General features: G+C 63.8%; 15 protein-coding genes. 4 read left to right on the top strand and 11 right to left on the bottom strand.

The features are described from left to right. The first annotated feature begins 272 nt into the window (after positions 1 to 272). A complete protein-coding gene (locus tag NLY43_RS16600; protein WP_023711340.1) occupies positions 273 to 1,718 on the top strand; it encodes a hypothetical protein in 1,446 nt (481 codons plus the stop codon). Between the two features lie 134 nt (positions 1,719 to 1,852). Here NLY43_RS16600 and gyrB read toward each other — a convergent pair whose 3' ends face one another. The 3 genes from gyrB to NLY43_RS16615 all read right to left on the bottom strand — a co-directional run bounded on the left by gyrB (position 1,853) and on the right by NLY43_RS16615 (position 7,746). After that, positions 1,853 to 4,324, bottom strand: a complete 2,472-nt coding sequence (gene gyrB / locus NLY43_RS16605) for a DNA topoisomerase (ATP-hydrolyzing) subunit B (RefSeq protein WP_023671333.1) — start codon at positions 4,322 to 4,324, stop codon at positions 1,853 to 1,855. 145 nt (positions 4,325 to 4,469) lie between these two features. After that, positions 4,470 to 7,100 (bottom strand): caspase family protein, encoded by a 2,631-nt coding sequence (locus tag NLY43_RS16610; RefSeq protein ID WP_023683525.1) that lies wholly within the window; start codon positions 7,098 to 7,100, stop codon positions 4,470 to 4,472. Positions 7,101 to 7,176: 76 nt separating this feature from the next. Next, positions 7,177 to 7,746 (bottom strand): NADPH-dependent FMN reductase, encoded by a 570-nt coding sequence (locus NLY43_RS16615; RefSeq protein ID WP_023683526.1) that lies wholly within the window; start codon positions 7,744 to 7,746, stop codon positions 7,177 to 7,179. A 217-nt stretch (positions 7,747 to 7,963) separates the two neighbouring features. On the opposite strand from NLY43_RS16615, the gene NLY43_RS16620 reads away from it, so the two are divergent. After that, complete coding sequence (locus tag NLY43_RS16620; protein WP_023671330.1) at positions 7,964 to 9,334, top strand: cytochrome P450; 1,371 nt, start codon at positions 7,964 to 7,966, stop codon at positions 9,332 to 9,334. A 15-nt stretch (positions 9,335 to 9,349) separates the two neighbouring features. Here NLY43_RS16620 and NLY43_RS16625 read toward each other — a convergent pair whose 3' ends face one another. From NLY43_RS16625 to NLY43_RS16660, 8 genes are all read right to left on the bottom strand, one after another. After that, positions 9,350 to 10,330: a complex I NDUFA9 subunit family protein gene (locus NLY43_RS16625; protein WP_023695927.1), complete on the bottom strand. Its 981-nt coding sequence runs from the start codon at positions 10,328 to 10,330 to the stop codon at positions 9,350 to 9,352. Positions 10,331 to 10,434: 104 nt separating this feature from the next. Then, positions 10,435 to 10,887: a DoxX family protein gene (locus NLY43_RS16630; protein ID WP_023671328.1), complete on the bottom strand. Its 453-nt coding sequence runs from the start codon at positions 10,885 to 10,887 to the stop codon at positions 10,435 to 10,437. Positions 10,888 to 11,084: 197 nt separating this feature from the next. After that, a complete protein-coding gene (locus tag NLY43_RS16635; RefSeq protein WP_023671327.1) occupies positions 11,085 to 11,366 on the bottom strand; it encodes a hypothetical protein in 282 nt (93 codons plus the stop codon). A gap of 237 nt (positions 11,367 to 11,603) precedes the next feature. Continuing rightward, positions 11,604 to 12,605 carry an Ldh family oxidoreductase gene (locus NLY43_RS16640; protein WP_023711341.1) on the bottom strand — a complete coding sequence of 334 codons (1,002 nt, stop codon included), beginning with the start codon at positions 12,603 to 12,605 and terminating at the stop codon, positions 11,604 to 11,606. Between the two features lie 114 nt (positions 12,606 to 12,719). Then, positions 12,720 to 13,529: an ABC transporter permease gene (locus NLY43_RS16645; protein ID WP_023689221.1), complete on the bottom strand. Its 810-nt coding sequence runs from the start codon at positions 13,527 to 13,529 to the stop codon at positions 12,720 to 12,722. Next, positions 13,529 to 14,242, bottom strand: a complete 714-nt coding sequence (locus NLY43_RS16650; protein WP_196813869.1) for an ABC transporter permease — start codon at positions 14,240 to 14,242, stop codon at positions 13,529 to 13,531. Before NLY43_RS16650 ends, NLY43_RS16645 begins: the two co-directional genes overlap by 1 nt. 161 nt (positions 14,243 to 14,403) lie before the next feature. Then, positions 14,404 to 15,204 (bottom strand): transporter substrate-binding domain-containing protein, encoded by an 801-nt coding sequence (locus NLY43_RS16655; protein ID WP_023671323.1) that lies wholly within the window; start codon positions 15,202 to 15,204, stop codon positions 14,404 to 14,406. Between the two features lie 54 nt (positions 15,205 to 15,258). Continuing rightward, complete coding sequence (locus tag NLY43_RS16660; protein WP_023671322.1) at positions 15,259 to 16,074, bottom strand: ABC transporter ATP-binding protein; 816 nt, start codon at positions 16,072 to 16,074, stop codon at positions 15,259 to 15,261. Positions 16,075 to 16,300: 226 nt separating this feature from the next. On the opposite strand from NLY43_RS16660, the gene NLY43_RS16665 reads away from it, so the two are divergent. Then, a complete protein-coding gene (locus NLY43_RS16665) occupies positions 16,301 to 17,173 on the top strand; it encodes a dimethylarginine dimethylaminohydrolase family protein (protein ID WP_023671321.1) in 873 nt (290 codons plus the stop codon). After that, entirely contained in the window at positions 17,143 to 17,814 is a 672-nt protein-coding gene (locus NLY43_RS16670) for a TetR family transcriptional regulator C-terminal domain-containing protein (RefSeq protein ID WP_023671320.1), read from the top strand. The genes NLY43_RS16665 and NLY43_RS16670 overlap by 31 nt, the downstream gene beginning before the upstream one ends. The last annotated feature ends 43 nt before the right edge of the window (positions 17,815 to 17,857 follow it).

Genomic DNA, 17,857 nt, shown 5'->3' on the forward strand with positions numbered 1-17,857 from the left:
CAACCAGAGCAAAATACCGCGTCCCATAAAGAGCCTCCCTGCGAGAAATTGATCGATGTCGTCACAATGTTCCTGAGCGATTTCCGTTCCGAAGGGCAATGAAATGATTTGCTTGCCGGGAACGGAACTATTTTCCGCGCGGCCCGAGGCACGACTGCGAAACTGTGGATTGGTTCACGGAGTTCCACATGGGCTGCCGTGTATTGTTGGCTCGGTGAGCCGGGGGTAGCATGAGCGACTCCCGCCGTCGGATGTCGTCAACGGAGACGCTGATGCCCAAGACTGTCGCATCGCTGGCTTACAAAAAGGCGCAGCCCGGCCAGGCGGTGGTGATCGTGCACGGCATGGGCGAGCAGCGGCCGATGGGTACGCTGAGGGGATTCGTCCAGGCGGTCTGGAGCAGCGATCCCACCCGTGCTCCACCCTACGCCCAGATTCCCGATCCGGCCGTTTCCGGCGCCACGATCAACCAGAGCTGGATCACGCCCGACAGCCGGACCAAGTCACACGAGCTGCGCCGCATCACCACGCCCTACGACGTCGATGGCCGCCGTACCGATTTCTACGAGCTTTATTGGGCCGACATCACGCAAGGCACGACGCGCGGCCGGCTGGCCGCCTGGGTGACGAACCTGTTGTGGCGCAAGCTCGCCGACATTCCGCTCGACGCCCGCAAGCTTTACGTCGCCACACTTCTGATCGTTATCGTCATCCTGGGCGCAGCACTCGTGCTGGCAACATCGGTCTGGCAACAGGCCGTTACCTTGACGACCGGCCTGATGATCACCATCCTCGCTTCTTTTGTCATCTGGGCGGTGGATCAGTTCGCCCTGCCCTATTTCGGCGACGTCGCCGCTTATGTGCGCGCCGAGGCGGCGACGATCGAGAAGCGTGCGCTGATCCGCGACAGAGGCCTGACGCTGCTCAAGACGCTGATGAAGGACGATGCTTACGACCGCATCGTGCTGGTCTCGCACAGCCTTGGGTCGATCATCGCCTATGATTTGCTGCAGATCCTGTGGGCCGAGTTCCGGCCGCGAAGGCTGGAAGCGGTCCGCGACAAGGCCAAACTGGCGGCGGTCGAGGCCATCGACAAGGCAACGCTCGGCTCTGATGGGTCAGCGTGGCCAAAGAATCTTGAAGACCTCGCCGGGTTCCGGCGCGGCCAATGGGCGCTCTACCAGCAGCTTCGGACCAAGGACGCCGACCACCCGCTGCCCTGGAAGATCAGCGATTTCGTCACGCTTGGCAGTCCGCTCTCCCACAGCGAATTCCTGGTGACCTACAATCTCGCGGAATTCAGGCGTGGCCTTGCCGAGCGCCTGTTCTCGGCCTGCCCGCCGATTGCCGATGACGGGCGCGCCGGCGGCACCGTGCTTTACCAGGAAGGACACAGCCAAGCAGGCAAGGCGCAGCGCGCGGTGCATCATGGCGCGGTGTTTGCGGCAACGCGCTGGACGAACGTCTACGACCGCGGCAATGGCTGGGCGACAGGCGATCCGATTTCCGGTCCGATGACGGAAAATTTCGGCCCCGGTGTGGAGAACATCCAGGTCGAGCTTCGCAGCTCACTTGGCCGTATCTTCACCCACACGCTTTATTGGTCATCGACGGCAAACGGCGTCGAAATCGCCCCGCCGGCGGGCACCGCGCCGCGCTCGCATCTGCAAGTGCTGCGCGACGCGGTGGACCTCGGGCGAAAGCTGGAACCGAGTTGAGTGGCGGCGTTGAGAACGGTTCATCGCAAACGCTGGAGATTGGCTGAGGCCTCACCCACGTCATCCTAGGGCGAAGCAGGAGCGAAGCTCCGTCGCGAAGACCCTAGGATGACGAAGCGATGGGCCCCCAGCCATCAAATGTCCAGATTGGCCACCGACAGCGCGTTGTCCTGGATGAATTCGCGCCGCGGCTCGACCTCGTCGCCCATCAGCCGCGAGAACAAGCTGTCAGCATCGGTGGCGTCATTGACCTTGACCTGCAGCAGCGAACGCACATTCGGGTCGAGCGTGGTTTCCCAGAGCTGCTCGGCATTCATCTCGCCGAGGCCCTTGTAGCGCTGCATGGTCAGGCCCTTGCGGCCGGTCGCAAACACCGCGTTGAGCAGCGCCAGCGGCCCCGAAATGGTTTCGGAGACATCCTTGCGGCGCAGCACCGGCGGCTCGCCATAGACTTCCATGAGGCGCGGGGCATAGCGGTCGAGCTGGCGTGCGTCGGCCGAATTTATCAGCCCGGCATCGAGCTGCGCGAATTCCTTGACGCTGCGCACCGTGCGTTCGAACACATAGCCGCCGACGCCTTCATTGGAGGTCGACAGCCGGCCGGTCCAGCCGCGCTCGGTGTCCTCGGCAATGATGTCGAGGCGCTGGGCGACGCGTTCGGCCATGGCATTGGCGCGGCCGAGGTCGTTTAGCACATCGGCGTTGAGCGCGCCGGCGATCGCCGCCTGTTCGACCACGCCCCTGTTGTAGCGCGTGTGCAGCCCGTTGATGAGCTGGCGCACGGCCAGTGCATCATCGATCGAGCCGCGCAGATCCTGTCCGGCCCGCGCCTCGCCGGAGGCAAGCGTCAGCGACGCCTCTTCCAGCCCGGAGCCGATCAGGAACTCCTCGAAGGCGCTCTCGTCCTTGATGTATTGCGAGCTTTTTCCGCGCGTCACTTTGTAGAGCGGCGGCTGGGCGATGTAGAGATGGCCGCGCTCGATCAGCTCCGGCATCTGGCGGAAGAAGAAGGTGAGCAGCAAGGTCCTGATATGGGCGCCGTCGACGTCGGCGTCGGTCATCAGGATGATCTTGTGGTAGCGCAATTTGTCGGCGTTGAACTCGTCCTTGCCGATCGAGGTGCCGAGCGCGGTGATCAGCGTGCCGATCATCTCGGAGCCGAGCATGCGGTCGAAGCGGGCGCGCTCGACATTGAGGATCTTGCCGCGCAGCGGCAGGATCGCCTGGTTCTGGCGCGAACGGCCGCCCTTGGCGGAGCCGCCGGCCGAGTCACCCTCGACGATGAAGATTTCGGATTTCGCCGGGTCGCGTTCCTGGCAGTCGGCAAGCTTGCCGGGCAGAGAGGTGACGCCGAGCGAGCTTTTGCGGGTGATGTCGCGGGCCTTGCGCGCGGCTTCACGCGCCGCGGCCGCCTGGATCACCTTGTCGATGACCACCTTGCCCTCGGTCGGGTGTTCTTCCAGCCATGTGCCAAGCGCCTCGTTGACCAGGCCTTCGACCACGGGCCGCACCTCTGACGAGACCAGCTTGTCCTTGGTCTGCGAGGAGAATTTCGGGTCGGGCACTTTGACCGACAGCACCGCCGTCAGGCCTTCGCGGCAGTCGTCGCCGATCAGCGCCACCTTTTCCTTCTTGGTCAGGCCCGACGATTCGCCATAGCCGGTGATCTGGCGCGTCAGCGCGCCACGGAAGCCGGCCAGATGGGTGCCGCCATCGCGCTGCGGGATGTTGTTGGTGAAGGCCAGCACGTTCTCGTGGTAGCTGTCGTTCCACCACATCGCCACTTCGACGGTGATGCCGTCGCGCTCGGCCTTGATGGCGATCGGCTTGTCGATCAGCGGTTTCTTGACCCGGTCGAGATATTTGACGAACTCTTCCAGGCCGCCATCATAGTGCAACTCGTGGCGCACGAGATCGGCATGGCGGGCATCGGTCAAAATGATGCGCACGCCGGAATTCAGGAAGGCGAGCTCGCGCAGCCGGTGCTCCAGCGTGCCGAAGTCGAACTCGACCATGGTGAAGGTTTCGGACGACGGAAAGAAGGTGATCTCGGAACCGCTGCGGCCCTCATAGGTGCCGGGCTGCTTGTTCTGCTCATAGCTGCCGGTCGCCTTGAGCGGCGCATCGGCATTGCCATGCGTGAAGCTCATCTCGAAAATCTGGCCGTTGCGGCGGATTTTCAGCTTCAGCCAGGCCGACAACGCGTTGACCACCGAGACGCCGACGCCGTGCAGGCCGCCAGACACCTTGTAGGAATTCTGGTCGAATTTGCCGCCGGCATGCAGCTGCGTCATGATCACTTCGGCCGCCGAAATGCCTTCGCCAGTGTGAATATCGGTCGGAATCCCGCGGCCATTGTCGATAACGGTGACCGAACCGTCGGGATTGAGCGTCACCGTGACCAGATCGGCATGGCCGGCCAGCGCCTCGTCGATGGCGTTGTCGACCACCTCATAGACCATGTGATGCAGGCCCGAGCCGTCGTCGGTGTCGCCGATATACATGCCCGGCCGCTTGCGGACAGCGTCCAACCCCTTCAAAACCTTGATGGAATCGGCGCCGTATTCGGCCTCAGCGCCGTTGGCGTTGTCGCTTTGATCGCTCATGAAAACCTGTCTGATTGATGCCGCATGCTCAGCGCGAAAAAATGGCTTCGAATCACGCCGCTTTGATGTCCTAGATATAGGCGCAAAAGGCGGTTTTTCCAAGGTTTGCGGGCATTTCAGGGCTGAATCCCGAGCTGGCAGCCGGCTATTTTTTCGCGGCTTTCAATTTGGCCAGAAGACGGCGCAGATATTTGATCGTGGGTTTGTCCCTCGGCGCCAGTTTGCCTGTGCGGTCAAGCTCCAGCGTCAGGTCTAGCGCCTGCGACAACACAGCCTTCGGATTCTTCGCCACATAGGCATAGTTGATATAGGCCTGTACCAGATCGAATTGCCAGATCGCATTGTCCGGATCGGACAGGGCCAACCGCTGGCGGATGGCCAGGCTGGCTTCGAAGGCCTTCTTCGAGCCCTCATAGTGGCGCTGCTTGGTCTCCAGCAGGCCTATTTCCTCGAACGTGATCGACAGGTCGCGCTGCCAGTCGGAATTGCCCGGGTCGAGATTTGCCAACCGGTCGGCAATGACGAGACTGTCCTGGTAGTTCTGCAAAGCACCGGCGATATCGCCCTGGGCATCAAACACGCCGGCAATTTTTTCCAGACAGACCGACAGGTCGCGCTGCCAATCGGTGTTGCCTGGGTCGCTGGCGGCAAGGTCTCGCGCCGTGGCCAGCGCCTGCTGGTAGGCCTCCAACGCGAATGGCCAGTCCTTCTGGTCGCCGTAAGCATTGCCGATCTTGGCGTAACCGACCGACAGGTCGCGCTTCAAATCGGTGTCGTTTGAGTCGCGGCGCACCAGCGCTTCGGCGATTATTTGGCTCTTGTTGTAGGCGTCGAGCGCGCCCGCAGCGTCGCCACGCTCGCGCAGGACGTCGCCGATCCTGGTGTAGCTGACGGAGACGGCGCGCTGATGCCTGGGGTCGTCGGGGTTGTTCTGCGCCAGCGCCAGCCGAATTCTCAGGCTCTCTTCGAATGCAGTCTGGGCGCCATCCAGCTGGCCGGCGGTACGGGCAAGACCGCCGATTTCGTCGTAGGTAATGGTCAGGTCGCGCAGCAGATAGACGCTGTTCGGCTCGGCATCGGCCAATTGCTGCTTGATGGACAGGCTTTGCTGGTAGGCCTGGGCTGCCGCACCCAGGTCGCCTTGCGTGGCCAGCACATTGCCGATCTTGTCATTGGCCATGGCGAGATCGCCGAGCCAGTCCTTCTTGTCCGGCACGTCTGTGGTCAGGCCCTGCAACATGTCCCTGGCCGCCTCATAGTTTTGCAGGGAGGCCGGCAGATCGCCTTGCGCCATCTTGATGTTGGCGAACTTGATATGGCCGATGGCGAGGTCGCGCTTGACGCTCGGATCGGTTTCCTGGCGCGCTCGCTGCTCAAGATTGGCGACCAGCGCCGCAAAGGCGCGGCCGGCGGCGTCGGTGTTGCCGACCGTTGTGTAGAGGATGCCGAGCTCTTCCAGCGTGCGGCTTTGGCGGTCGGCCTGTTCCAGGCTGAGCGAGGTCTGCCCGGCTTCGCCATAGAGCGCCAGCACCGTTTCATAGTCCTTGATGGCGGTTGCATAGTCCAGGGTGGCACGCGCCGCGCCGCCCGAGAGAAATCGCGTCGCGGCTTCGGACAGGGTGCGGCTGACGAAATTGGCCTTCAACGCCTGGCGCGAGACATTGTCGACGTCGGCGGCCTTGGCGAGGATCACGCGTGCACCATCGAAAGCGCCGAGCGCCAACTGTTCCTCGGCCTGGCGGCGCAGTTCGGTCACCTGCGGGTCGTCGGCGGCCAGCGTCTTCATCTCGCCGCGCACCTTGACGAAGGCGTCGGCCGCCTCGCGCAGCTTGGCGTCCAGGCTTTCGCCGGAGAGATGGCTGGTGTCGGAACTGATCAGCGCGCCATAGAGCGGCGCCAGCGGCATGTCGGCATCGCTGGCGACCCGTTCGACCGCGCCGCGCATTTCCGGCGTCACATCGGCCATGGCAAGCAACAGCCGCTCGCGCTCCGGCAGTTGTTCCTTGGCCGCCGAGGCGAAGAACAGCTTCGGCAGCCCGCTCTCGACGTAGGGCAGCTGTTTTCCGCGCGAAAGGTCGTAGACCTCCTGCTGCACCAGCGTCAGCACCGAGCGGATTTCGAGCCCGTCGGTGCCGAGGTATTTGATCAGCGCCGCTGTAAAGGGCGAATTCGCACCGGTACCGTCGGCAGCCGTCTCGCCGGGCGCCGCCGAAAAGGCGAACAGGATGTTTTCCGCCTTGCCGACGCGTCCGAGGCCCGGCTTGATCTTGTCCACCAGGTCCTTGATCAGCGATGTGGCGCCACGCCCGTCGCCGTTGCCGCCTGTGAACGGATCGCTGCGGCAGGCGTCGAGCACGATCAGCCCGACCTTCGCCGTGGCGGCAACCGCATCGCGCACTTCCTCCAACGGCAGGCTGGTCTTCTCCAGCTGGTCGAGCGAGGAGGCATCGGCATCGACCGGCAGAAGACGGTTGTCGCCGGAGATTTCGACGCCATGGCCGGAGAAATACACCAGCGCCACGTCGGCGCCCATGGCGTCCTCGCGAAAATCGTCGAGAGCCCGGCGCATGCGCCTGAGATCACGATTGGTCTCGACCACGACCTCGAAGCCGAGCTTCTTCAGCGCCACTTCCATCACCTCGCCGTCATTGACAGGATTGGCCAGCGGCCGCACCAGCCGGTAGTCGTCCTCGGCAATGACCAACGCCACGCGCCGCTCCGCCACCGCTGTGGCGGTGGTCGCAAGCATCAACAGCAAGGCAAACAACAGGCGCAAATCGAACCGCCCCCGGCTCAGTCACCTGCCGACCATTCCACCTCTTTATGGCATGAGCAAGCCGGGGCCGGCTGCGTTACGTAGCCCGCATCGGCTTCAGCGCCCCGCTCCAGCGCGAGAGCTCGTCCAGCATGGTCTTGGTCCCACCCTCTACCTGCTCACTAGCCTGGAAGGAGCCGTCGCTCTCCAGCAGTTTCTGATACATCGGCAGCGCGACGCCTTCCGAGATGGGCATGACGCCCACCGCGGTCAGCAGCGGCTTCAGCGCCTGCGCGGCGCGCAGGCCTCCGGAAATGCCGCCATAGCTGAAGATGGCGGCTGGCTTGTATTTCCATTCGCGCGCAAGGTAGTCGATGGCGTTGACGATCGCAGGCGCCACGAAATAATTGTACTCCGGCGCCACGAACACGAAGGCGTCGGCGGCATCAATGACCTTCGACCAGGCTTTGGTGTGGTCGTTCTGGTAATTGCCGAGCCTGGGGTGATGCGGCTCGTCCAGAACCGGCAGATGGAACGTGGCAATGTCGGTCAGCACCGGTTCGAATTTGCCGTGCTCGCGGGCAAAATCCTCCAGCCAGTGGGCGAAGACCGGCCCGGCGCGGCCCGGCCGCGTGCTGCCGATTATGATGTTCAGCTTGTGCTTCAAGCGGACTCTCCTGGGCGATTGGCAGTAGCTGTTGGTAACTGTCACCTATGGCAGAGTGTCCAACCGGACAAGCCGCAACCGTTTCACCGGCGGTCACGATCCGATGAACACACCGTCTGTCGGGCACACCGGGCGCTGCAGCGTTTCAGTTTGCCGTTCGGTCACATGGACGCCCGGATTGCCAGCCACTACATCTGAGCTATCAGCGGAGCACCTCATGGACACGCAGCCCGTCCCCTTCGTGCCGCCGGCGCCCAGGCCGCGCACGACGCCGCCTTCGACGCTGGAGATGATGCGGATCGTCTACCGCAATCCGCTCGAACTGTGGGGCGAGCACACCTACAACGAGCCCTGGATTTCGGCGAATGGCGTCGGCGGGCATCTGATCGTCGCCAACGATCCCGGCCTTATCCGCCACGTGCTGATCGACAACGCCAAGAACTACAAGATGGCGACGGTGCGCCAGATGATCCTGCGACCGATCTTGCGCGACGGGCTGTTGACCGCCGAAGGCGAGGTGTGGAAGCGCTCGCGCAAGGCGATGGCGCCGGTGTTCACGCCGCGGCATATCTTCGGCTTCGCCGAGCCGATGCTGCGCCGCACGATGCAGTTCGTCGCCCGCTATGACGAAGGCGGCATGACCGATGTCGCCCATGACATGACGCTGCTCACCTACGATATCCTGGCCGAGACGCTGTTTTCGGGCGAGATTGCGGGCGAGCCCGGCAGTTTCGCGCAGGAGATCGACCGCCTGTTCGAGACCATGGGCCGCGTCGATCCGCTCGACCTGTTGCGCGCGCCCGAATGGCTGCCGCGGCTGACCCGCATCCGCGGCCGCAAGACCATGGCCTATTTCCGCAAGATCGTCACCGATACGGTCAAGATGCGCGAGGAGCGGCTGAAGCGCGACCCCGACACCGCGCCGCAGGATTTCCTGACGCTTCTGCTGCGCGCCGAAGGCCCCGACGGGCTGACGCGGGCGGAAGTCGAGGACAACATCATCACCTTCATCGGCGCCGGCCACGAGACCACCGCGCGGGCACTGGGCTGGACGATCTACTGCCTCGCCGAAGCGCCGTGGGAGCGCGAAAAGGTCGAGCGCGAGATCGAGGCCGTGCTGGCGCGCGAACCCGACCCAACGAAATGGCTCGAGGCAATGCCGTTCACCCGCGCCGCCTTCGAGGAGGCGCTGCGGCTTTATCCGCCGGCGCCGTCGATCAACCGCGAGCCGATCGAGACGGAGACCTGGAACGATCTGGTGCTCCCCAAGCGCGCGGCCGTACTGGTGATGCCTTGGGTCGTCCACCGCCACAGAAAACTGTGGGACATGCCCGACGCCTTCATGCCCGAACGCTTCCATCCGGGAAACCGCGAGAAGATCGACCGCTTCCAGTATCTGCCGTTCGGCGCCGGTCCGCGCATCTGCATCGGCGCCAGCTTCGCCATGCAGGAGGCGATCATTGCGCTGGCCATCATGCTGTCGCGCTTCCGCTTCGATGTGACCGCCGAGACCAAGCCGTGGCCGGTGCAGAAACTGACGACACAGCCGCAGGGCGGCCTGCCGATGCAGGTCACGCGGCGCGTTTAACGGCGCAACGCCTTGTTACGCGATACCGGCGGGCTTGCGCTGGAACTGGCCTGCGGCGCGGAAGCGCCAGAGATAGCTGGGCAGGATGGTGCCGATAGACTGCGGCTGGATGTCGAGGCCGGCAAGGTTCCGGTTGGCCTTGTTGGCCTCCTCCGACACGATGTTGGGCTGGCGCAGCAGCAGCACCTGGTCCTTGGTCAGCAACGGGTTGGGCAGCAGGCCGAGGATCGAGGCCTGCAGATTGGCCATCCACCACGGCACCGGTACCAGGAGCCGCTTGCGCTCGATGACGGTCAGCAGCTCTTCCATGCACTGCTTGAAGGTGAGCACTTGCGGCCCGCCGAGTTCATAGATCTGGCCACCCTTGACCTTGCCCTCGACCGAACGCGCCACGGCTTCGGCGACATCGCCGACATAGACCGGCTGGAACTTGGTCTGGCCGCCGCCGATCAGCGGCAGCACCGGCGAATAGCGCGCCATGTCGGCGAAGCGATTGAAGAAACTGTCCTCCGGTCCGAAATTGATCGCCGGACGGAAGATGACGGCGTCCGGGATCGTCTCCAGGACGGCCTTTTCGCCGAGCGCCTTGGTGCGGGCATAGTCGGATTCGGCGTTGAGGTCGGCGCCCAGCGCCGAGATGTGGGTGAGCCCTGCGCCGACCGAGCGTGCGGCTTCGGCGACGGCGCGGGCGCCGAATTCGTGCACGGTGTTGAATTTCTGCCGGCCGCTTTCATGCGGGATGGCGACCAGATTGATGACATGGTCGGCGCCCTGCACGGCGCGGTCGACCGACCAGCGCACGCGCACATTGGCCTGCACCGGCTGGATCTGGCCGACATTGCCGAGCGGCTGCAGATGTCCCGCCAGATCGGGCCGGCGCACCGCCACCCTGATGCGGTAGCCGCGCTTGGCCAGCGCCCGCACGATGTGGCGGCCGACGAAGCCGGAGCCGCCGAAGACGACCACGAGCTTGGGGATCTGCAGGATTTCGGTCATGGCTGGCTCCGGCGCTCGAAAGCTTGGCTGAAGCCGTTTCATAGTCCGTTTTGGGCCAAAGGCAAAGGGTGACGCGTCGTCGCTGCCACCCTCTTATAGACCCTTCAGAACGCCTTGCCGAGGCGCGCGTCGACCGACTGGCGGTTGCCGCCGCGGATAACGAAGAACAGCAGGATCGCCGCCCATAGAAGCGACTTTTCAGCGCCGGAAAAGCCCTGGCCGACAGTGATCCAGTGGAACCAGACGGTGACCAGCAGCACGATCATGCCGGCAAAGGCGGCGGGCCGAGTCAACAGGCCGATGGCGATCAGAATGCCGCCGAAGAATTCGGTGCAGGACAAAAGCAACGACCAGAACGCGCCGGGATAGAAGCCGAGGCCTTCGACCATCTCGGCGGCGCCGAAAGGGTTGGTGATCTTCTGCGAGCCGTGAATGGTGAGAAACCCGCCGGCGACGACGCGCAGAAGGGTTTCGGCGCCGTCATGCAGCGACGAGTACAGGCGGCCAAACACCGGAATGATCAGTCTGCCGCGGGAGGCGTCGGTGGTTGCGGACATCGTAGCTCCTGTTGTTGTGATGACCTCTCGCAAACGCCCGATGGTCCCATCAAGTCAAGTTAACAAAAGTTAACTTTCACCGTCATGTTTATTGCTCACGGAGGGATGAAACGCAGAAAACCCCGCCGAAGCGGGGTTTTCCGGGCAGCATCAGGACGAAGCCAGGGGCCGACGGAGCGGCCTGACCTGAGACGGTATCAGGAGGGCGTGAAGCAAGTACGCCCACCCCAGCCCTGGACATCCGACATGGTGCCGCCGACCTGCTTGCAGGCCGCGATGAAGTCGGCGCTGCAATTGGCAAATTTGGCGTGGCCGTTCTTGCAGTAATGGTCCTCGGTTGCACCGCCGCTCGGAGCCGTGATGACGCCGGCCGAAGATGGCTTGACCGGCGCGGCCTTCAGGGAGGCCGCCTGGGTGGCGCCCATGAAAGAACCGAGCAGAAGGACTGCTATCAGCAGGGTGGTCTTGGTGTTGGTCATGATGATTTCCTTTGATTGCGGTTGATGTTTCCGGAGCGCAAAGGGCACACCCTTCGCGTGAAGCAGGCTTTCGATTTGGTTGGGTGTTTCCTCCGGTCTGGTTCGGGCAAGCTCACCTTGCCCTGGACAAGGATGGGTCGCCGCAAGACGCAAGAAGGTTCAGCAGGCGGCGCAAATGCGCGCCTGCCCGTCGCCAACCGGAAGGTCAGTTTAAATTGTTTGATAAAGAAGGATTCTTCAGCCCGAATAGCGCTCGGCGAATTCGGAAATGCGCTGCACCACGGCTTTGGGGGCGTTGATGCCGCGCGCCTGCGCCTTCTCCGCCGCTTCGGCCCGCGCCCGGCCCGGCACGTGCACGCCAAAGCGCCGGCGCAGCCGGTCGAGCTGGTCCTTCATGCGCTGCTCAAAATCCGGGTCGAGCAGCTTGGGCTCGACGGCGAGCACGAACAGGCCGGTTCCCGGGCTGTCCGGTCCGCCGGAGAACCAGGGCGCGTCGAGCGACCAGTTGGCGCCCGACAGGCCAGCCGCCAGCACTTCGACCATCAGCGCGATGTTGGCGCCGCGCTGGCCGCCGAAGGCCAGCATGGCGCCCTTCATGGCCGCGGCCGGATCGGTGGTCGGGTTGCCGCTGGCGTCCAGCGCCCAGCCTTCGGGGATCTTCTTGCCGTCCTCGGCCGCCTTGCGGATGTTGACGAAGGCGGTGGCGCTCGACGACTGGTCGATGACCAGCGGCGCGCCATCAGCGGCGGGTGCCGCAAACGACATCGGGTTGGTGCAATAGACCGGCTTGACCGAGCCCGAGCCTGCCAGCACCGCCGGCCCGTTGGTGGCGGCGAAGGAGACCAATCCCAATTGCGCCAGACGCCCGGTGAAATAGCCTAGTGCGCCGCAGGTATAAGCGTTCTTCTGCGAGAAGATGGCGACGCCGAACAGCCTTGCCGCCTTGGCGAGGTCGTCGATGGTGCGGTCGAAGCCGGTATGGGCGAGGCCGCCACGCGCATCGGAGAGATGGACGGCGAGCGCCGGCCTGGTGATCACGGGATCGGCATTGCCGTCGATGCGGCCGGCTTCCAGCGCTTCGAGGTAATCGATGAAATGGGTCAGCCCGACGGTCGAAAGCCCTTCCGCCTCGGCGGCAATGATCGAGGCGGTGAGCGACCTCGCCGCCTCCTCATTGGCGCCGGCGCCGAGCGCCGCCATCCGGCACAGCCCTGTTGCCTGGTCGAGAGAGAGTTGCATGGTGCGGACCCGATTGGTGGTGAGAGTGAGTAGGGAGTAGTCAGTAGGGAGTAGCGAAAGCAAGCGGTTTCCCGGTCATATGCTGACTACTCACTACTGCCTGCTCACTGTTCCCTAGCCCACCTTGTTCGGTATGCGCGCCTCGATCTTGCTGAATGCAAACACCAGTATGCCGGTGATGATCATGTAGATCAGCGCCAAAAGCAGCAAGGGTTCGTAGGTGAGGTAGGTGTCCTGCCGGACCTTGGACGAGACTGCGAAGATGTCGATGACGCTGATCGTCGCCACCAGCGGCGTCGACTTCAGCTGCAGCACGGTTTCGCCGGTCAGCGTCGGCAGCGCCCGGTAGATGGCCTGCGGCAGCCAGATGCGGCGGAAAATCTTCCAGCGGCTCATGCCGAAGGCGCGGGCTGCCTCGAGCTGCCCCTTGGGCACGCCGGCAAAGGCGCCGCGCATCACTTCGCCCTCATAGCCGGCGAATGACAAGGTCAACGCCAGCACGCCATAGGGCCAGGCTTGCCTGAGATACGGCCACATCCAGGATTCGCGAATCCACGGATATTGCGGAAACAGCGAGCCCAGCCCGTAATAGAGCAGCCACAGCTGGATCAGCAGCGGCGTGCCCCTGATGACGGTGCAGAATGTCCTGGCTGGAGCGGAAAGCCAGAACGGGCCGGCGGCCTGCGCCAGCCCGAGCGGCACGGCGAGCAGGAAGCCGAGAAAGCAGGTGACGGCCAGGATCCACAGCGACCGCCAGATGCCGAGAAGCCCCATTTCGTAATATTGCGGCAGCCAATCCCAGCGCATGAAGAAGGCTGCGCCGAAAACCAGCGCGATCGCGACCAGGATCAGCACGATGCGATGCGGCTGCAGCCACAGCGACGTGCGCGCGGCAGCGTTGATGATGGTCGCTTCTCCGGCCATCAGCGCGCATCCTTGAGCGACGGCATACCGCGCCGCGACCAGGCCTCGAGGCGGCCGATGAGCAGGTTGGAGACCAGCGACAAGATGAGATAGAGCACGCCCGCGGCGAAAAAGAAGGTGAAATAGGCTTTGGTGACGCCCGCCGCCTGCCGCGTCGCCAGCGCCAGTTCGTAAAAGCCGACGACCGCCAGAAGGGCCGTATCCTTGGTGGCGATCAGCCACAGATTGGCGAGCCCGGGTATGGCGAAGGGCAGCATTGCCGGCAAGGTGATGCGCCGCAGCATGAGCCCGGGTGACATGCCATAGGCGCGGGCGGCTTCGATCTGGCCCTGCGGTATGGCCAGGATGGCGCCGCGGATCACTTCGGTCGAATAGGCGCCCTGGACAAAGCCGAGCACGGCGATGCCCGCGGCAAGGCCGCTGATGTCGACGCGCTGGTAGCCCATAGCGGTCAGCGCCTGGTTGATCAGGTCTGTTCCGGCATAATAGAGCAGCAGGATCAGCACCAGTTCGGGCACGGCGCGCACGATGGTGGTGTAAACCGCCAGCAGGTCGCGCACGACAGGACCGCCATAGAGCTTGCCAAAGGCGCCACCGGTGCCGATCAGAAGACCGAGGACCGTGGCGCCGAGCGCGATCTCGATCGAATGGAGCAGCCCAAGCAACAGCGTGCCGCCCCAGCCCGGCGGATTGGGCGAGAGAAGTTCTATGATGCCGGCCGCCGAGGCCGAAAGAAGTGCGTCGATCAGCGTCGCCCCCGGATTGCTGGGTCCAACCACCGCCGACGGCAGCGCCGGCGGCAAGCATGTCTGGGAAAGGTCGGGCAGGAGGGGCATGGCGTTGGCGCCATGCCCCTCAGCTCATGCGAGGATCGTCAGTTCGACTGCGCGCCGCCACCACCGTAAATGTCGAAATCGAAGTATTTCTTCGATATCTCGTCATATTTGCCGTTCGAGCGGATCGCCTTGATGCCGGCGTTGATCTTGGCCTTAAGGTCGGTGTCTTCCTTGCGCACGCCGGCGCCCACGCCCGGTCCGAGCACTTCATCGTCCGGAGCCACCATGCCCTTCAGATCGCAGCAGGCCTTGCCCTGGTCCGACTTCAGAAATGCGTCGAGCGCGATCGAATCCGCCTGGACGGCGTCGAGGCGGCCTGCGGCCAGATCGTTGTTGGCTTCGTCCTGCGTCTGGTATTCCTTGATCTCGGCGGCCGTGGGCCCGAAATGCTTCTTGGCATAGGCCGAATGGGTGGTCGACACCTGCACGCCGAGCACTTTGCCCTTGAGATCGTCGGGCGTGGCGCCGAATTTCTGGTCCTTCGGCCCGATGATGGCGGTCGGCGTGTTGTAGTACTTATCCGAGAAGTCGATGGTCTTCTCGCGTTCGGCAGTGATCGACATCGAACTGGCGATGACGTCGATCTTCTTGGTCGTCAGCGCCGGGATGATGCCGTCCCAGGCGACAGGCGTGATGACGCAGTCGAGCTTCTCCTCGGCGCAGACGGCGTCGATGAACTCGATTTCCCAGCCAACCCATTTGCCGGAAGCGTCCGGCGAGGTGAAGGGCGGATAGGGCTCGGCGGCGACGCCGATCTTGACCGGATCGGCCTTGGCCACGCCCATGGCGGCGACGCCGAGCAGCAGCGCTGCGGCGAATGTTTTCAGAACAGTCTTCATGTCACGACTCCCAGTTTGTTGTTGGTTCCCGGTTTTCTTCCGTCCCGGCTTGTCCTAGCCGATGTTGCGGATGAACTGCTTCAGCCTTTCGGATTTCGGTGCGCCGAATATCTGCTCCGGCGGCCCCTCTTCCTCGACCAGCCCGTTGCAGAGGTAGACGACATGGGTCGCGACCTCGCGGGCGAATTTCATTTCATGCGTGACCAGCACCATGGTGCGGCCCTCGCGCGCCAGGTCGCCGATCACCTTCAGCACCTCGCCGACCAGCTCCGGGTCGAGCGCCGAGGTCGGCTCGTCGAACAGCATGACGCGCGGGTTGATGGCCAGGGCGCGGGCGATCGCCGCGCGCTGCTGCTGGCCGCCCGAGAGATAGGCCGGATAGACGTCGCGCTTTTCGGCCAGGCCGACGCGCGCCAAAAGCTTTTCGGCTTCCCTGATCGCCACGTCGCGCCTGACGCCCAGAACATGCACCGGAACCTCGATGACGTTCTCGATCAGCGTCATGTGGCTCCACAGGTTGAAGTTCTGGAACACCATGCCGAGCTTGGCGCGGATGCGTTCGATCTGCCGGCGGTCGGCGGGCACGGTGTGGCCGTGGCTGTCGGCCTTGAGTTTGATCTCCTCGCCATTGACGCGGATGATGCCGCTGGTCGGGTTTTCCAGGCAGTTGATGCAGCGCAGCAGCGTCGACTTGCCGGAACCCGAGCCGCCGATAATGGCGATCACCTCGCCGTCGCGCGCCGACAGCGAAACGCCTTTCAGCACATGCAGATGGCCGAATTTCTTGTGCAGGTTCTCGACATGGATGGCTTCGGCGGCGCCGTCCTGCGCCTTGCCGGATTGGACTGCGGCGGTTCCCGCCGCGCTCACCGGGGAACCTCTGCCACAGGGTCCACGGCAGATCGTCGAACGTCTATCCGGCTAATCAACATACGCTGTAATGCCCACTCCAGACTTCAGCATGGACCCAACAGCGCGAGCCCGTCAATCCCGCTCATTACGGCACTTGCGGCCTTATTGTGCAAGTGTATAAATAGCCTCCGATGAAATTTCTTCCATTTTTTTCACCCTGAACACGGCATTGAAAAGGGCACTGATGAGCGCTTTCGGATCACAGTCCATGGCGGCGCCGTTGCGGCGCGTGCTGATGCGGTCGGCGGCCAATGCCATGCGCGGTGCCGACCGGGCTACCTGGCACTATGGCCCGGGTTTCGACCCGGCGAAAGCGGCGGCGCAGCACGCGGCTCTCGCTGAGCTGGTGACGGCGTCCGGCGCCGAAATCGAATGGATCGATGACAATGCCGACGGGCTGTCGGATTCCGTATTCACCCACGATCCGTCACTGATGACCGATCGCGGCGCGCTGATCCTGTCCATGGGCAAGCCACTGCGCGCCAGGGAGCCATCGCTGCATGAGGAAACCTACACACGCTTGGGTATTCCTATCCTCGGCCGCGTCGAGGCTCCCGGCCAGGTCGAAGGCGGCGATTGCGTATGGCTGGATAAAAACACGCTGGTAATCGGGCGCGGGGTGCGCTCCAACCAGGAAGGCATACAGCAGGTTTCCAACCTGCTGACGCCGCTCGGCATTTCCGTCTACGGCTTCGATCTGCCGCTGTGGCAGGGCGAGGAGGCGTGCCTGCATCTGATGTCGGTGATCAGCCCGCTGGCCGACGACCTGGCCCTGGTCTATTCACCGCTTTTGCCGGCGCCGTTCTATCAGTTGCTGAAGGCGCGCGGCATCCGGCTGGTGGAAGGCGACGCCGAAGAGTTTGCCGCGTCCAACGGCCTCAGCCTGAACGTGCTGCCGACCAGCCCGCATAAGGTCATTGCCGTCGCCGGCTTTCCCAAGACCAAGGCCGCGATGGAAGCCGCCGGCTGCACGGTTCAAATCTTCGAGGCGGATGCCCTCTGCATCGCCTGCGAAGGTGGGCCGACATGCCTGACGCGGCCCATCCTGCGGCAATGAATGAGCGCCGCAAGTTCCGCCGCGAGGGCGAGGAGCGGCGGCGGCAGGATTTGATCGACGCGACCCTGGACAGCGTGGCCGAACATGGGCTGGAGGGCGCCAGCCTGCGCACCATCGCACTGCGCGCCGGTGTCACCGCCGGGCTGATCCGGCACTATTTCCCCGGCAAGGAAGACTTGCTGCAGGAAGCGTACGCGGCGCTGATGGGCCGCATGACCGAGCAGGCGAAGGCGGCATTGCTCATGGAAGACGCCTCGCCGCGCCAGCGCCTTGCGGCCTTCGTTGCCGCCAACCTCAACGCGCCGATCATCGATGCACGCGTGTTTTCGCTCTGGGCAACCTTCATCGGCCGCGCCGGCGCGGATCCGAGCCTGGCTCGCGCCCACCGCGAAGGCTATCTCGGCTTTCGCAACGAGGTGGAAGCAGTCGTTGCCGAAGTGCTCGGCGCCGAGCAGCGCAGGCCAAACGCAAATGAGCTGCGCCGCCATGCCATCGCGATCAACGCGATCATCGACGGGCTCTGGATCGAAGGCTGTCTGGCCGCAGAGATGTTCTCGCCTGGCGAATTGGCGGGGATCGGCGTCAAAGCCATAGAGGCCGAGCTCGGCCTCGCGCCGCAAACGCAATTCCAGGAAAAGTGAGAAGCGGTTTTCCGTCCGGAATTGCGTTAAAAACAAAGAGGTA

The sequence above is a fragment of the Mesorhizobium sp. C416B genome, assembly GCF_030323165.1.
In the GTDB taxonomy this organism is placed as follows: domain Bacteria; phylum Pseudomonadota; class Alphaproteobacteria; order Rhizobiales; family Rhizobiaceae; genus Mesorhizobium.

What these genes read in the sequence shown, in the direction of transcription:
- NLY43_RS16665 (WP_023671321.1), top strand. Translation starts at nt 16,301, where the DNA reads ATGAGCGCTTTCGGATCACAGTCCATGGCGGCGCCGTTGCGGCGCGTG.
- gyrB (WP_023671333.1), bottom strand. Translation starts at nt 4,324, where the DNA reads ATGAGCGATCAAAGCGACAACGCCAACGGCGCTGAGGCCGAATACGGC.
- NLY43_RS16645 (WP_023689221.1), bottom strand. Translation starts at nt 13,529, where the DNA reads ATGGCCGGAGAAGCGACCATCATCAACGCTGCCGCGCGCACGTCGCTG.
- NLY43_RS16635 (WP_023671327.1), bottom strand. Translation starts at nt 11,366, where the DNA reads ATGACCAACACCAAGACCACCCTGCTGATAGCAGTCCTTCTGCTCGGT.
- NLY43_RS16630 (WP_023671328.1), bottom strand. Translation starts at nt 10,887, where the DNA reads ATGTCCGCAACCACCGACGCCTCCCGCGGCAGACTGATCATTCCGGTG.
- NLY43_RS16670 (WP_023671320.1), top strand. Translation starts at nt 17,143, where the DNA reads ATGCCTGACGCGGCCCATCCTGCGGCAATGAATGAGCGCCGCAAGTTC.
- NLY43_RS16640 (WP_023711341.1), bottom strand. Translation starts at nt 12,605, where the DNA reads ATGCAACTCTCTCTCGACCAGGCAACAGGGCTGTGCCGGATGGCGGCG.
- NLY43_RS16625 (WP_023695927.1), bottom strand. Translation starts at nt 10,330, where the DNA reads ATGACCGAAATCCTGCAGATCCCCAAGCTCGTGGTCGTCTTCGGCGGC.
- NLY43_RS16600 (WP_023711340.1), top strand. Translation starts at nt 273, where the DNA reads ATGCCCAAGACTGTCGCATCGCTGGCTTACAAAAAGGCGCAGCCCGGC.
- NLY43_RS16655 (WP_023671323.1), bottom strand. Translation starts at nt 15,204, where the DNA reads ATGAAGACTGTTCTGAAAACATTCGCCGCAGCGCTGCTGCTCGGCGTC.
- NLY43_RS16620 (WP_023671330.1), top strand. Translation starts at nt 7,964, where the DNA reads ATGGACACGCAGCCCGTCCCCTTCGTGCCGCCGGCGCCCAGGCCGCGC.